Consider the following 14,746-nt stretch of genomic DNA (forward strand, 5'->3'; position numbering starts at 1 on the left):
TAGAAAATTCCGACCAGACTCCCTTTGAGAAACTGTTGCTAATGAACCTAAAGCTGGAACATGAAACAATTTCTTATGCTGGGTGCTTTCATGGCTGGAACACTTGGCTTAACCGTAGCCCAGACCATTCAATCACCAGCCCGTACCCAACAATACGGCATATCATCCAACGCGGATACCACCATTCAATTGGCGGCAAATCTCAATTCTCCGGCATCCGGCAATGAGATCTCCGGCCTTTTTGATAAACAAAATGCCGCTGGGCCCTCCGCTCCCCGGCTTAATCCACGTGCCGTTGCATTCGTTGACGACTACATGGAAAAGTATAGCAAGTCGCTTCAGGATATGAAAGGCTGGGCGCTCCCCTATTTTAATATGATTGATGCCGTGATGATAGAATACGGCCTTCCCCGGGAACTTAAATACCTCGCCGTCATTGAATCTAAAATGAAAGCCGGGGCAACTTCCTGGGCCGGCGCTGTCGGCCCATGGCAACTGATGCGGGAAACTGCCATCAAACTCGGACTCAAAGTCAACAAAAAGGTTGATGAACGGCGGAATTATGTGAAAAGTACTCATGCCGCAGCAAGATACCTGAAGGACCTGTATGCCATTTATGGCGACTGGCTGCTGGTTATCGCGAGTTATAATGCCGGACCCGGTACCGTTCAGCGGGCCATCTCGAAAAGCGGCAGCAAGAACTTCTGGGACCTTCAGTATTACCTCCCTTCCGAAACCCGGAATCATGTGAAGAAGTTCATCGGCACCCATTATATCTTCGAAGGCGGGGGTGGTCTTACTACCCTGACCAAATCCGAAACAGTTGCCCATTACGGACAACAACTATACGCTTTTAACCGGAAGATGACGGCAGAAGAGACCAGTGATGCCAGGTCACAACAGGTGGCCGGCAAATACCAGTCCCATATTGTAGCACGCCATGTGGGGATGGAAATGGAAGACTTTAACCGGTACAATCCCGATTTTGACAAGGTTATGGCGGCTTCAGCCAATGGCTATGAACTTAAACTGCCGGCGGGCAAGATGGATACTTTCAACGCCAACAAGTACCAGATCCTGCAGGAATCAGTACAGTTCCTGTTAAGTGGAAGTGCCGCATCAACGCTTTGAACCCTCAAGAATCTTCAGTAATGCCTGCACTTTCAGCAGGCATTCTTCATATTCCTGCTCAGCATCGGCATACCAGGTAATGCCGGAGCCAACGAGGCAACTGAGCTGCCGCCTTGTGTTGCTGTACAAGATGCTCCTGATTACAACATTAAAATCAGCGTTACCATCCGGATCAACATATCCCACGGTTCCGGAAAAAATGCCTCTCCCGGTCTTCTCATAGCGGGCAATCAATTCCAGCACCCGCTTTTTGGGGGCACCCGTCATAGAGCCCATGGGGAAACAATTTTCGAGAACGTCGATCCAGTTCCTGCCTCCCGACAGTTCTCCCGACACAGTCGAAATCATCTGGAATACCTGGGGGAAGGCGTGGATTCCGAACAATTCGGTTACAGTAACCGATCCGGGTCTGCAAACCCGGCTAAGGTCATTCCGCACAAGATCAACGATCATGACGTTTTCCGCCTTTTCCTTGGCACTCGCCAGCAACCGGCGCGATTGATCTTCGTCCCTAACCGGATCATCAGGAAACCTCGGTGCCGTGCCTTTGATCGGCTGGCTCCAGACGCTTTCTCCCTGCAGGGTAAAAAACCTTTCGGGGCTCGCGCAAAGAAGATACGTCTCATCCGATTTGTAAAACACTGAAAACGGATTTGGAGACACATTGCTCATCTCGCGGAACACCTGAACGGGATCAATAACAGTTTCCGAAGCGGAGAACTCCTGGCAAAAATTGATCTCATAACAGTCACCCCTACGGATATGCGCTCTCAGCTCGCCGATGGTCCTTACATAATCTGCTTTCGGAACAGCAGGTATCAGCCTGATAACCTGATGGCCCGCCGGCTTATCTGCTGTCGATTTCGTCAAAGCGGCAACGATGCTATCCGGATTCTGGCTATGGCTGCTGACCCGCAATACATCCCCCTTCAATAACAATAAATGCTCAGGAACAAAAAAACCCAGGTGCGGAAATCCGACCGGATCAGGTTGAACAGGCAAATCAGGAAAAATCTCGGACTGCATTCCAAATCCAACATGACCGAAGAGCCAATCACTGTTGTCATGGGTAAAAGCCCTGAGTTTGGCAAAAGCATTGCCCGGTGCCGACGCAATCCATTTCCAGGCACCGGCGGCAAGGATGGCGTCATAGTGCTGAAGGCTATCCGGATAGTTATGACTGTCCATAAAACAACAAATGTTGAACCGGCTTCCCCAATTCAACATTTGCTTTTTTATTTCCGGTGCATTCCCCAGGGAATACCCCTTAAAACTTCGCCCGGTAACGGTGTTGTTATTCAACATTAGAAGTCGTCGTCGTCATCATCGAAACCAGAATCATTGAAGAGGTCCATCTCTTTGAAATCATCATCCAGTCCAAGATCGTCATCGTCTTTGGCGCTTTTCTTGGCGCCACCGGTACCTGACTTCTTGGTCTTTGATTTGGGAAGATCGAATTCTTCGAAATCCGGATCCCAGTTGTCTTCCTCTTCTACTTTTTCCCAATCATCTTCTTCGTCATCAACCTCATCCTCTTCATCCTCGTCATCTATTTTGCTTGACTTGGCTGCTTTTTTTGATGAGGCTTTCGGAGTTTCGTCTTCCTCATCAAAGTCATCATCCTCGTCCTTCTCTTTTTTCGGTTTCGAAGCAGTTTTCTTTACGGACTCGCTTTCTTTACCAGAAGCTTTTGGGGTAGTCTCTTTTTTTGCCTTATCTGATTTTGATGCCATAGCGCATAAGGGATTAACATTGTAAAATTTCAGCGTTCTTTTTAAATAGCCAAATTTTTAAAAGGGATTTTTCCGCTGAATTATCCCCGTCAAACAGTTACGATCTGGTTCCGGCCCGGACCGTTGGAAATATGGGAAACATCAACGCCTACAAATGAGTTGATGAACTGCACATACTCCTTCATTTTTAGCGGCATATCAGCGTATTCCCTGGTGTTGCTGCTGTCGCAATTCCAGCCGTCAAAACCTTTCAGCCGGGGAACTATCTTATGCCGGATCATCTGGAAAGGCACAAAATCCGAGTCCTTGCCGTCGATTTCATAGCCTGTACAAACTTCCAGGTGGTCGAACTTATCCAAAACGTCGGCCTTGGTCATGATCACCTTGGTAACGCCATTGATCATACAGGCATATTTCAGTGCAACGAGATCGATCCATCCGCACCTCCGTGGTCTGCCGGTGGTGGCGCCGAATTCATTGCCGAGTTTCCGCAGCTCTTCTCCGGTTGCATCATGTAATTCTGTAGGAAAAGGTCCGCTGCCCACCCGCGTACAATAAGCTTTGGTAACCCCCATCACTTCGCGGATCTTTTGTGGCGCGATGCCCAAACCATTGCAAACCCCGGAAGTAGTTGTATTGGAAGATGTAACGAAGGGGAAAGTTCCGAAATCAATATCCAGCATACTACCCTGCGCCCCTTCAGCAAGCACTTTTTTACCCTTGGAAATGTGGTCGTTGATAAAATACTCCCCATTTACCAGGTTCAGGCTGCGAAGGAACTCAATTGATTCAAAAAACTCCTCTTCCCACTGGCTGATATCCTCCTGGAAATTAAAATTATCCAGCAAGCGTTGGTGTTTGAGACGTAATTTGATATACGAAGTTGTAAAAGATTTATCCAGGAGGTCACCAACACGCAGACCGTTCCGGCCGGTTTTATCCATATAGGCCGGTCCTATGCCCTTCAGCGTGGAACCGATCTTGTCATTCCCTTTCTGCAATTCTGACGCTTTGTCCAGCGCCCTGTGGGTCGGCAGGATCAGGTGTGTCCGGTGAGAGATGAACAGGTTTTTCCTGGGATCAACGCCGAAACCTTCGATGGTATCACACTCTTTCCGGAGCGTAACCGGGTCAAGCACTACGCCATTTCCAATGAGATTCAGGGTATTTGCGTGAAAAGCACCGGAAGGAATCTGGTGCAACACCACTTTTTTGCCATCAACGTATAATGTGTGGCCGGCGTTGGGGCCACCCTGGAACCGGGCGATAATATCGTATTGCGGCGCAAAAAAATCAACGATCTTTCCTTTGCCCTCGTCCCCCCATTGAAGGCCTAAAATAGCATCTACCATGTAATTTTTTTTGAATGCTTCACCGAAGCAGGCAGCAAAAATAGGTGTATAGTAAAGAAATAAAAAACCGGTTTAAGCCTGTTCTGCATCAAACCGCTCCACAGCATGGATCCCGCTTAAACTTTTGAGGCGGTGAACAAGGTCATCAAGTTCTTCCTTATCGTGCACAAAAATCTTGATGGACCCTCTGAAAATTCCTTCCTTCGCTTCAATAGAAAGGGCGCTGATGTTAATTTTCATCTCGCCGGATATCAGGTTGGTAATTTTATTCACCACCCCAACGTCATCCAGCCCCACAATATTGAGTCCGGTAAGGAACGAGATCTCCTTGTTTTTCGCCCATTTGGTCTTTACCACGCGATGGCCGTAATTGGCCAGCAGCTTGGAAGCGTTGGGGCAGTTCGTACGGTGGATGGTCAGACCCTTGCCTGTGGTCACAAATCCGAAAACGTCGTCTCCGGGGATCGGTTTACAACAATTCGCCAGGTTATACATTACACGGTCACTGCTCTCACCGAAGATGATCAGTTCCGCATCTTTTTTATTCAGTTCATGATGAACCGTCTCAGGTTTCGGATCAGGCAGCCGGACTGGCTTCGGTGGTTCAAGGCGGTCGCCCAGGATCTGAAAATCTTTCAATTCCTTAAGATCAATGGCTTTGGTGGCCACCTGGTAAAAGAAATCCAGCGGAGATGCCAGCTTATAAAAATCGACCAGTGTATCTACGTTCTGCGAATGAAAAGCAGCCCCCACCCCTTCCAGCTTTCGCTGTACCTGGTATTTTCCATCTTCCGCCACCTTCCTCTTTTCCTCCTTCAGCGCATCCTTGATCTTCGTTTTAGCCTTGGCCGTAACAACCAGGTTCAGCCAGTCTTCCGTCGGTTTCTGCTTGTTGGACGTGATGATCTCAATCTGATCGCCACTCCTGAGCTTGTGACTCAGGGGAACCAGTTTGTGATTCACCTTGGCGCCAATGCAACGTGCACCAACGGCTGAGTGGATGGCAAAAGCAAAATCCAGGGCGGTAGAACCCACCGGCAGCATCTTGACATCGCCTTTGGGCGTGTACACATAAATCTCTTCAGCAAGAAAACTGGTCTTGAAATCCTGCAGGAAATCAACGGAGTCGGTATCCTGGCTCTGCAGCATTTCCCTGATCTGGTGAAACCACTTGTCAAAGCGGCTTTCGTCGCCGGCACCCTCCTTATATTTCCAGTGAGCCGCAAGACCTTTTTCAGCAATCTCATTCATCCGCTTGGTACGGATCTGCACCTCAACCCATTTTCCCTGGGGACCCATCACGGTGGTGTGCAGGGCCTCGTACCCATTGCTCTTGGGATTGCTGAGCCAGTCTCTCAGGCGCTCCGGCGAAGGAGTATACTCGTCTGTGATCATGGAATATACCTTCCAGCAATCTTCTTTTTCCCGTTCCGGGGGAGAATTGAGAATTACCCGGATGGCGAAAAGATCATATACCTCTTCGAAGCTGACCCCTTTCTTCTTCATCTTGTTCCAGATGGAATGAATGCTTTTGGGGCGTCCGTAAATCTCGAAGTTGAAACCGGACTTCTCCATATTATCCCGCAGGGGGCGGATAAACTCGTTGATATAGCGCGTCCGCTCTCTTTTTGTTTCTGAGAGTTTGCGGGCGATTTCCTTATAGGTATCCGGCTCCATGTATTTCATGGCCAGATCCTCCATTTCCGTCTTGATATTATACAGCCCCATCCGGTGTGCCAGCGGCGCATACACGTAAACTGTTTCCGACGATATCTTGAGCTGCTTCTCCCGTTTCATGCTTTCCAGCGTCCGCATATTATGCAGCCGGTCCGCCAGTTTAATCAGGATCACCCGCGGATCGTCAGTAAGCGTAAGTAGTATTTTCCGGAAATTTTCTGCCTGCTGGGATGCATTGACATCAATCACATTGGCAATCTTGGTCAGCCCGTCAACAATACGGGCTATCTCATTACCAAACTGCTTTTCTATATCGTCGAGGGTGATATCGGTATCCTCCACCGTATCATGCATCAGTGCGCAAATGGTGGATCGCACACCAAGGCCGATTTCTTCTACGCAGATGCGGGCTACGGCAAGCGGATGCAGAATATAGGGCTCACCGCTTTTACGCCGCATGGTCTTGTGCGCATCAGCTGCCATTTCAAAGGCAACCCTTACCAGTTCCTTGTCGCCTGGCTTCAGCTTGGGTTTCAGGCATCGCAAAAGTGCTCTGTATTCCCTCAAAATCAGCTTCTTCTCCTGGTCTTCCGTAAGATTGTATTTCGGTATCGCTGCAACTGTTTCCATCAGATACGAATTTAAGAAAAGCCCTTGGTTTTACGGAAATGGCCTTACATTTGCGACCCGACCGCATAACCGGTTCATTTTAAGCGGGCGTGGCGAAACTGGCAGACGCACCAGACTTAGGATCTGGCGCCGCAAGGCATGTAGGTTCGACTCCTATCGCCCGCACTTCAATTAACCTCCTCCGGGAGGTTTTTTTTATTCCTCAGGCAACCGGGCCCAATGAAATTGCATTTAGCTTTGAAAGTACGTGCAATTCATGAATATCGCCGAACTGATAAATGAGATAAAGGCGGGCAGCAGGGCTGCGCAAAAAGTATTGTTCGATCACCTTTCTGACCGGATGCTGATGGTTTGCTGCCGTTATGTCAAATCCCGGGAAGATGCTGAAGAGATGATGCTGAACGGATTTTACAAACTGTTCCGGAATCTGCACGGCTTTCAATTCCTTTCTGAACCTTCCTTTTATGCCTGGGTAAAGCGGCTGATGGTAAATGAATGCCTGATGTTCCTCAGAAAGAAACATGTGTTTACGATGGTTTCAGAAACAGCGGCGCTCGAGATCAGGCTGAATGAGGACATACTGGACCGGCTGTCTGCAGCGGCCATTTTCGAACTGATATTGCAGTTGCCAGTAGGATACCGCACCATCTTCAACCTTTATGAACTGGAAGGTTACAACCACCAGGAAATCGCCTCTATGCTGGACATTTCCCCGGGCACGTCCAAATCACAGCTCAGCAAGGCTAAAGTGTTGCTGCAAAAAATGATCATTCAAAACGAAACTTATGGTACCCAACGAAAAGTCAGATAACCAGTCAGGCTGGCGCGATAAGCTTTCCGGCTGGGATGGCAGATTGCCGGAAGAAGGCGGTCGTCTCCAGGTGCCTTTTGATAAGGAGGCTGCCTGGGAAAAAATCAGGGCCCGGCAAGAAAATCCGGCGCCGGCAGGGTTCTCCTGGAAGAAAACAGCGGCCATCGCTGCCATGATCACCGCATTGTTTTTTGTATGGCAGCAATTCCGGCAAAAAACTGACATACCGGTTCAATCCCCCGTCAGTAAGGAAAGCCTTGTTAAGAGTCCGGCAATAACTGAAGTACCACCGCCGCCTGTAAGTGCGGCAAGCACTGCCGCTGCAGGCAGGGAAATTCCCAAAACAATCACTGCTGAAAAAAGCAAGGTTTCTCCTGGCCGTCCGACCAAACGGATTGAGCTTTTGAGTGCAGCACCTGCCCATGTTCCCGCACCAACCGACAGCGCTTCCCAACGCATTCAGGTTCCGGCAAACGAACTGATCGCAGGCATGTCTGTTACCCCGGTAACACCTAAAAAAATACGGGTTGTGCATATCAATGATATACGGACCCCCCAGGAATTACTCTCCATTCAACCAGTAAAGGAACAAAAGCAGTTCACCCGCGCGCTCCAAAGACAATCACCCGACCCTGGCCCGCCATCACAACAACCAGGCGGATGGGTCATCCAACTTAATAATTAACCAACATGAAGCACTTTCTAACGCTTTGGGTACTGATCACCGGTACCTTCGGAATCGCCTTGTCCCAATCGAAATCAGGATTCGATGTACCGGCAAATTTCAACTATGGCCAGAAAATACGCATTGACCTGGGAAAGGGAAACAGCGTGATGGTTTATCTCAGCGATGTGGCTGACGTGCCGCGCCTGCTGGCCAGCGATTCCATGATCCAGCGATTCTTTCTTGACCTCGCTCCTATCAAAGACAGTCTCAGCGATCCTTTGCAGGCCTACTATGTAGATTATTTTTCAGACGGCCTTGGCGTCAGGAAAATCCGTTACCGGAAAATTCCGCGGGAAACTTCCGCATACCTGGTCATGCCAAACGAGGTAGCCGCGATCAAACAACAGCAGGATACTGTCAGGTTTCTTGGGATCATCCCACATCCTGCACCGGTGCAGGCCCACAAATTCAACAGGAACTATCCGCGTTACTATGAATTTATTTTTACGGTCAACAATATCAGTGACCTGAACAATTATACAGACAGTACTATTGCCCAAAAACTGCAGTACTATGCGAAAAACAAAAACACCAAATGGGAACGCAACTGGAGCGGCGGACTCAGCTGGAAAATGAAACAGGAAGAAAGCATTACCGGCGACCGTCGTACCGGCGGATCGTACAACTCGAGAGACTATATTTCATTCCAGCTGAATGTTAGTGTTCAAAACTACAAGAACTATTTTACGCCAGGTTTTGGTGTGGGCACCACTGTTGTTCTGAGCAATATCGACCGTACCTGGCGACACTTTATCAGCCTGCATTGGGAACCATCCTTCATGTTTGCAAGAGACCAGCACGACAAACTTCAGACTTACAGGAACGACTTCCTCACCCTTGGTTATGGACAGGGACCGGTTAAGGATAAGGATCCGATGAAAACAGTATCCTTCACCGGGCTGGGTTCATTGGGTTACCTGATACACCGCAGCGGCGATTTTTACGAGAAGAACACCTTCCGGCTGAGCCTGGGCCGCCTAAACTTGCACAAGACCGCTATCGACCCCACAATATATTTTAATGATTTCTTTCAGGGTGTTACACCCGGACTGCGGATAATTCAGTTCTTCTGAGTTAAATTTATAAGAGCAAAAACTCAGCAGATGAAATTGATCCTGGTTGCCACGGACTTTTCCGAACCTTCTAAAAATGCTGCCGGTTATGCGGCTCACCTGGCAAAGCAAAACGGCGCGGATATCTGCCTGTTGCATGCCTATATGCTGCCTACGCCAGTCAGTGAAGTGCCCTATGTAATGGTGTCGGTGGAAGAGATCCAGCAGGAGAATGAAAAACAGGCAAAGTTGCTGGCAGAACAACTTGAAGCGATAACGGGCAGCCCTGTACGAACCATTGTCAATATCGGGATGCCGGCTGATGAAGTGGTGTACCAGGCCAAAGAGCTGAATGCTGACCTGATCGTTACCGGTATGCGGGGAGAAAATTCCGGCATTGATAAACTGATTGGCAGCACCACGGCGGCGATCATGCGAAAATCACATATTCCGGTGCTTGTCATTCCGGCCGGGGTAGGGTACGTTGCACCTTCCACCATTACCTATGCTACAGATTTCAGCTATACCATGAATATGGTTTGCCTGAACCTGCTGCAGGAATGGGTAAAAAGGCACGCTGATGCCAAGATCAAAGTCATTCACGTGCAGAAACCCAACGAAGTGATGACTGCTGAACAGGTGAGCGGCAAAGTAAGGCTGGAACAGAAGATCTCAGGCCTGCCACATAAATTTTATGTTGCCACCAACGCTTCTGTTGAAGCCGGGCTGGACAGCTTTCTCAATGACAACCCCAGCCAGCTGCTGGTGATGGTAGCGCACAGGCATTCCTGGTGGAACCGCCTGGTAAATGGCAGCCATACGCGCGAAATGGCCTATCGGGCGGATATACCGTTACTCGTGTTGCAGGACAAAGACTGAGAACAAGTTTGGGGTTTGCTTTGCCTGTCGAAGCTTTAGCGATGGCAGGGGTTTGAGGTTTGCAGTTAGGTTTGGCGTTTCCCAGGTTATCTGACACCCAACTAAGTGCTATCCTGGCTCCATCCTGGCTCCATCCCTGCAATTTTGGGTGGGTTTTATTGACTGCGGCACGCAAGCCGGGCATCATTGTAGCTGGTACCAGGCACCGTCGAAGCATGGATGGCCATAGGGGGAGTATGGGAAAACCCTGACCTGACCCTAAGCTGACCCTAAGGTGACCCTAAGCTGACCCTAAGCTGACCTCACAATCACCTATAAATCAAGCATTTAATTTTATCGAATTATATATTTTTTATTATATAATAATTTTAAATTCATATTATTAGAATGAGGGTATTCAATCCTTCTCCTGGAACCTGCCTATTGTCCACCATTCCCCGCGGTCAATCTTTGGCCGGCAATGCAGAAACCTTTTCGTACCTTTGCCCCCCATTTTAGGTTAATATCTATAATAAATAGCATCGTATGGCAACCGTTACGCGGGAAAACATTGGTCTGTTAAACGACAAGATCACTGTAAAACTGGCAAAAGAGGACTATCTGCCCTCTTTCGAAAAAGCACTCAAAAATTATAGCAAACAGGCAAATATCCCTGGCTTCAGAAAAGGAATGGTCCCTTCCGGACTAATCCGCAAAATGCACGGCCAGAACGTGTTCGTTGACGAGGTACTGCGTTCCGTTGAGAAGCAGCTGACCGATTATATGACCAATGAGAAGCTGGAAATCTTCGCCCAGCCGCTTCCGATGCCGGAAAACGACTCCCGTCAGCTGGATATGAATAGTCCAAATGAGTATGCTTTCGCATTTGAAATCGGCCTGAAACCCGATTTCAAAGTAGCTGACCTGAAAACTGCCAAACTTCCCTATTACAAGATCACTGTTACAGAAGAAATGGTAGACGAAGAGCTGAACCGGCTCCAGTTGCGTTATGGCAACATGACAGAACCCGAAACTGTGACAGGTGACGACAATGTATTGAATATCAGCTTTACTGAGCTTGGTGACGATGGTCAGCCTGTAGAAGGCGGAATTACCAAAGACAATTCAGTACTGGTTAAGTATTTCGCAGAAGCCTTCCGTCCCCGGCTGATCGGTAAAAAAACAGGAGATGCGCTTGAAACCACCCTCGCGGAGGCTTTCGATACGAAAGAGCGCGAATGGATCCTGGGTGACCTCGGTCTGTCCAAAGAAGATCCGGCGCAACTTTCCCGCAAATTCAGGCTGACGATCACTAAAGTTGGCCTGGTGGAGAAAGCAGCAATGGATGAGAACTTCTTTCAGACTGCTTTCCCCGGTAAAGAAATTACCGACGAAGCCAGCGTAAGAAATGCGATCAAAGAAGATATCCAGCTGCAGCTCGATGCGCAGAGTCGCAATCAGCTGTTCGACGGCATCTATCACCACCTGCTCGATCATACCACAATTTCCTTCCCGGAGAGCTTCCTGAAGAAATGGATCCAGAACGGAAACGACAGTCAGAAGTCCCCCGAAGAAGCCGAGAAAGAATATCCTTCCTTCTCAAACTCACTGAAGTGGACCCTGATCGTTGACCAGCTGGTGAAGGACAACCAGATTGAAGTTAAACCGGAAGATCTGCGTGATTTTGCAAAAGCCCAGTTGTTCAGCTATATGGGCAATATGCAAATGGGCCAGCTCGATACGGAGCAGCCCTGGGTTAATGATTACGTTGAAAGGATGATGAAAGACCGGAAATTTGTGGAGGATAGCTTCCACCGTATTCAGACGGACAAGGTATTCGGTCTGGCCGAAAGCCAGGTGCAGCGGGATGAAAAGCCAATTGATCTGGAATCTTTCCAGAAAATGCAGGCAGAGCACCATCACCACCACTAGTAACACATTGATTGTGGATATAATAAAAGCCGGGGCAACCCGGCTTTTGTGTGCTAAAATGTCAGCCTTTTTGTCATGATTTTCAATTGGAAAGATATTTGCACGACTGTTGTGCCTTATTTTTAATCAAATAACCCGGACATATGGCATCTGAATTTGAAAAATATGCGGTCAAGCACCGGGGCATCTCGAGCCTGACGCTGCACGATTACCAGAAACATCTTGTTACCAATCTTACGCCGAATATCATTGAAGAACGACCCATGAACATCGCGGTGATGGACGTGTACAGTCGTCTGATGATGGACCGGATCATTTTCCTGGGCTACCCGATCAACGACGAAGTAGCCAATATCATCACCGCACAGCTTCTCTTCCTGGAAAGCACAGACCGGACCCGGGACATCCAGATGTATATCAACTGTCCCGGTGGTAGTGTTTATGCCGGACTCGGCATGTATGATACCCTTCAGTACATCACACCTGATGTTGCCACCATCTGTATCGGAATGGCTGCGTCTATGGGCGCCGTGCTCATGTGTTCAGGTACCAAGGGCAAACGTACAGCGCTCAAACACAGTAGAATCATGATGCACCAGCCGAGCGGCGCTATTGGCGGCCAGGCTTCTGATATTGAGATCACTGTCAATGAGATCCGCAAACTGAAGAAAGAACTTTACGAAATCATCGCCCACCATACCGGCAAGCCGATCAAACAGGTGGAAAAGGACTGTGACCGCGACTACTGGCTCACCTCCCTTGAAGCCAAGGAATATGGACTGGTGGATGAGGTGCTGCTCGTAAATCCCAGAAAGGAACACAAAGACTGATATTCTTCAGTGTAAACAAGCTCTAAGCATTAAAAATTACAAAAATGTTATATCCGAAATATACTGGTTACCGGATGGATGATGAAGAGGAAAAACAGCCGGAGGACAAGCGCGATGAACTGATGATGCTGAATAAGAAGATTGAAAAATATTTCTTTGAGAACCGCGCCGTTTATCTCTGGGGACCTGTGGAAGATAAATCCGCCCGCGAAGTAGTGACCAAAATGCTCCTCCTGGATGCGGATGATTCCGGTAAGGAGATCAAATTTTACATCAATAGTCCGGGTGGCGTGGTTACCAGCGGTATGGTGATCTATGATACCATGCAGATGCTGAAAAGCCCGGTAAGCACCATTTGTATGGGTCTGGCAGCCTCCATGGGGTCAATCCTGCTCAGCGGTGGCGCCAAAGGCCGTCGCTTTATCTACCCACACGGTGAAGTGATGATCCACCAGCCCAGCCTCGGCGGCTACATGCAGGGCGTGAGCGCCGACCTGGAGATCCAGGCGGTTCAAACAAAAAGAGTTAAAGAGCTGGGAGCCAAGATATTAGCAGAAAACTGCGGGAAAACAGTGGCCCAGATCATGAAAGATTTTGACCGGGATTACTGGATGGACGCCAAAGATGCCATCGCCTACGGGATCGTAGACGGGCTGGTCGACAAGGTCTGATCTGCCTTAACGGGAAAATCCCCGGGGGTAATCACGTTCATAAATAACGTAAATGACCGTTCCGTTGCTATGGAACGGTTTTTTATCTTTGCAAGCAAGCAACAGCGTATGGCAAAAAACACTTTACATTGCTCTTTCTGTGGCAGAAGCCGCGACGAGGTGAAAATCCTGATCGCGGGACAGGACGGGCATATCTGCGAGAACTGTGTGGAACACGCTCGTGAAATTATCGAACAGGAGCTGCTGACCCGCTCGGAAACGACGGGCCCCGGCTTCAAACTGACAGTCAAGAAACCTATTGAAATAAAGCGATTCCTCGACGAATATGTCATCGGGCAGGATGATGCTAAAAAGGTACTTTCAGTTGCCGTTTACAATCACTACAAAAGGCTCCAGCAAAAGACAACAGAAAACGATATCGATATTGAAAAAAGCAATATCGTTATGGTTGGCGAAACCGGTACGGGTAAAACCCTGCTGGCGAAAACTATTGCCAAACTGCTGAATGTTCCTTTTGCAATTGTAGATGCCACTGTATTTACCGAAGCCGGCTACGTAGGTGAAGACGTTGAAAGTATTCTGACCCGCCTTTTGCAGGTCTGCAATTACGACGTTACTGCAGCTGAAAGAGGAATAGTGTACATCGATGAGATCGACAAGATCGCAAGGAAAGGGGATAACCCATCCATCACCCGCGATGTGAGTGGTGAAGGTGTGCAGCAGGGATTGCTGAAATTGCTCGAAGGTACTGATGTGCTCGTGCCACCCCAGGGCGGCAGAAAGCACCCGGAACAGAAGCTCATTAAGATCAACACGCAGAACATCCTGTTCATTTGCGGTGGCGCTTTTGACGGGGTGGACAAACTGATCGCCAGGAGAGTCAACACCAATGCAATCGGCTTTAACGTTAACAAGGAACAACAGGAAGCAGCAAAGAAAAACCTGTTGCAATATGTTAATGCGCAGGATCTGAAACATTTCGGTCTCATCCCCGAATTGTTGGGCCGCCTGCCGGTAGTAACCTACCTCAACCCGCTCGATGCTCCGACGCTTCGTTCCATTCTTACAGAACCTAAAAATGCCCTCATCAAACAATACAAGAAGTTGTTTGAAATAGAAGGTATCGAACTGAGTATTGATAGCGAGGTGATGGATTTCATGGTAGCAAAAGCCATGGAATATAAGCTTGGCGCCCGTGGCCTGCGTTCAATCTGTGAAAGCATTCTGACAGATGCTATGTTCGAACTGCCCTCCAGCAAGGAAACCCGTTTCCACCTGACGCTGGATTATGCCGAGAAGAAATTCGACAAGAGCAAAATGAGCCTTCTGAAAGTTGCATAAT

13 protein-coding genes and 1 tRNA gene are annotated in these 14,746 nt (G+C 48.7%); 10 read left to right on the plus strand and 4 right to left on the minus strand.

Annotation, left to right across the window (positions count from 1 at the left end; all coding sequences use genetic code 11):
* Positions 1-60: 60 nt before the first annotated feature.
* On the plus strand, positions 61-1,131 hold the full coding sequence (locus FPE01S_RS20715) for a lytic transglycosylase domain-containing protein (RefSeq protein ID WP_083990372.1): 1,071 nt from the start codon (positions 61-63) through the stop codon (positions 1,129-1,131).
* Here FPE01S_RS20715 and FPE01S_RS20720 read toward each other — a convergent pair.
* The 4 genes from FPE01S_RS20720 to FPE01S_RS20735 all read right to left on the minus strand — a co-directional run bounded on the left by FPE01S_RS20720 (position 1,120) and on the right by FPE01S_RS20735 (position 6,523).
* A complete protein-coding gene (locus FPE01S_RS20720) occupies positions 1,120-2,319 on the minus strand; it encodes an anthranilate synthase component I family protein (protein ID WP_169749200.1) in 1,200 nt (399 codons plus the stop codon). The genes FPE01S_RS20715 and FPE01S_RS20720 overlap by 12 nt on opposite strands.
* Before the next feature lie 116 nt (positions 2,320-2,435).
* On the minus strand, positions 2,436-2,864 hold the full coding sequence (locus tag FPE01S_RS20725; protein ID WP_046370995.1) for a hypothetical protein: 429 nt from the start codon (positions 2,862-2,864) through the stop codon (positions 2,436-2,438).
* 89 nt (positions 2,865-2,953) lie between these two features.
* Complete coding sequence (locus tag FPE01S_RS20730) at positions 2,954-4,216, minus strand: adenylosuccinate synthase (RefSeq protein ID WP_046370996.1); 1,263 nt, start codon at positions 4,214-4,216, stop codon at positions 2,954-2,956.
* 72 nt (positions 4,217-4,288) lie between these two features.
* A complete protein-coding gene (locus FPE01S_RS20735) occupies positions 4,289-6,523 on the minus strand; it encodes a RelA/SpoT family protein (protein WP_046370997.1) in 2,235 nt (744 codons plus the stop codon).
* 83 nt (positions 6,524-6,606) lie between these two features.
* On the opposite strand from FPE01S_RS20735, the gene FPE01S_RS20740 reads away from it, so the two are divergent.
* The 9 genes from FPE01S_RS20740 (at position 6,607) to clpX (ending at position 14,745) form a co-directional block, all read left to right on the plus strand.
* Positions 6,607-6,688: transfer RNA gene (locus FPE01S_RS20740), tRNA-Leu, on the plus strand.
* 91 nt (positions 6,689-6,779) lie between these two features.
* Positions 6,780-7,334: an RNA polymerase sigma factor gene (locus FPE01S_RS20745; protein WP_046370998.1), complete on the plus strand. Its 555-nt coding sequence runs from the start codon at positions 6,780-6,782 to the stop codon at positions 7,332-7,334.
* Entirely contained in the window at positions 7,309-8,019 is a 711-nt protein-coding gene (locus FPE01S_RS20750; RefSeq protein WP_046370999.1) for a hypothetical protein, read from the plus strand. The genes FPE01S_RS20745 and FPE01S_RS20750 overlap by 26 nt, the downstream gene beginning before the upstream one ends.
* A 5-nt stretch (positions 8,020-8,024) precedes the next feature.
* Positions 8,025-9,134 carry a hypothetical protein gene (locus FPE01S_RS20755; protein WP_046371000.1) on the plus strand — a complete coding sequence of 370 codons (1,110 nt, stop codon included), beginning with the start codon at positions 8,025-8,027 and terminating at the stop codon, positions 9,132-9,134.
* A gap of 30 nt (positions 9,135-9,164) precedes the next feature.
* Entirely contained in the window at positions 9,165-9,992 is an 828-nt protein-coding gene (locus tag FPE01S_RS20760; RefSeq protein ID WP_046371001.1) for a universal stress protein, read from the plus strand.
* A gap of 525 nt (positions 9,993-10,517) precedes the next feature.
* Positions 10,518-11,903, plus strand: coding sequence for a trigger factor (gene tig / locus FPE01S_RS20765; RefSeq protein WP_046371002.1), 1,386 nt, complete (start codon positions 10,518-10,520; stop codon positions 11,901-11,903).
* A 143-nt stretch (positions 11,904-12,046) separates the two neighbouring features.
* On the plus strand, positions 12,047-12,733 hold the full coding sequence (locus FPE01S_RS20770) for a ClpP family protease (protein WP_046371003.1): 687 nt from the start codon (positions 12,047-12,049) through the stop codon (positions 12,731-12,733).
* A gap of 44 nt (positions 12,734-12,777) precedes the next feature.
* Positions 12,778-13,404, plus strand: a complete 627-nt coding sequence (locus FPE01S_RS20775; RefSeq protein ID WP_217998252.1) for a ClpP family protease — start codon at positions 12,778-12,780, stop codon at positions 13,402-13,404.
* A gap of 108 nt (positions 13,405-13,512) precedes the next feature.
* Complete coding sequence (gene clpX, locus FPE01S_RS20780) at positions 13,513-14,745, plus strand: ATP-dependent Clp protease ATP-binding subunit ClpX (RefSeq protein WP_046371282.1); 1,233 nt, start codon at positions 13,513-13,515, stop codon at positions 14,743-14,745.
* Position 14,746: the final 1 nt, after the last annotated feature.

It is taken from the genome of Flavihumibacter petaseus NBRC 106054 (assembly GCF_000974785.1).
Taxonomy (GTDB): domain Bacteria; phylum Bacteroidota; class Bacteroidia; order Chitinophagales; family Chitinophagaceae; genus Flavihumibacter; species Flavihumibacter petaseus.

Coding starts and splice junctions, on each gene's coding strand:
- FPE01S_RS20760 (WP_046371001.1), top strand. CDS start 9,165: ATGAAATTGATCCTGGTTGCCACGGACTTTTCCGAACCTTCTAAAAAT.
- FPE01S_RS20770 (WP_046371003.1), top strand. CDS start 12,047: ATGGCATCTGAATTTGAAAAATATGCGGTCAAGCACCGGGGCATCTCG.
- FPE01S_RS20720 (WP_169749200.1), bottom strand. CDS start 2,319: ATGGACAGTCATAACTATCCGGATAGCCTTCAGCACTATGACGCCATC.
- FPE01S_RS20725 (WP_046370995.1), bottom strand. CDS start 2,864: ATGGCATCAAAATCAGATAAGGCAAAAAAAGAGACTACCCCAAAAGCT.
- FPE01S_RS20750 (WP_046370999.1), top strand. CDS start 7,309: ATGGTACCCAACGAAAAGTCAGATAACCAGTCAGGCTGGCGCGATAAG.
- FPE01S_RS20730 (WP_046370996.1), bottom strand. CDS start 4,216: ATGGTAGATGCTATTTTAGGCCTTCAATGGGGGGACGAGGGCAAAGGA.
- FPE01S_RS20715 (WP_083990372.1), top strand. CDS start 61: ATGAAACAATTTCTTATGCTGGGTGCTTTCATGGCTGGAACACTTGGC.
- tig (WP_046371002.1), top strand. CDS start 10,518: ATGGCAACCGTTACGCGGGAAAACATTGGTCTGTTAAACGACAAGATC.
- FPE01S_RS20745 (WP_046370998.1), top strand. CDS start 6,780: ATGAATATCGCCGAACTGATAAATGAGATAAAGGCGGGCAGCAGGGCT.
- FPE01S_RS20775 (WP_217998252.1), top strand. CDS start 12,778: ATGTTATATCCGAAATATACTGGTTACCGGATGGATGATGAAGAGGAA.
- FPE01S_RS20735 (WP_046370997.1), bottom strand. CDS start 6,523: ATGGAAACAGTTGCAGCGATACCGAAATACAATCTTACGGAAGACCAG.
- clpX (WP_046371282.1), top strand. CDS start 13,513: ATGGCAAAAAACACTTTACATTGCTCTTTCTGTGGCAGAAGCCGCGAC.
- FPE01S_RS20755 (WP_046371000.1), top strand. CDS start 8,025: ATGAAGCACTTTCTAACGCTTTGGGTACTGATCACCGGTACCTTCGGA.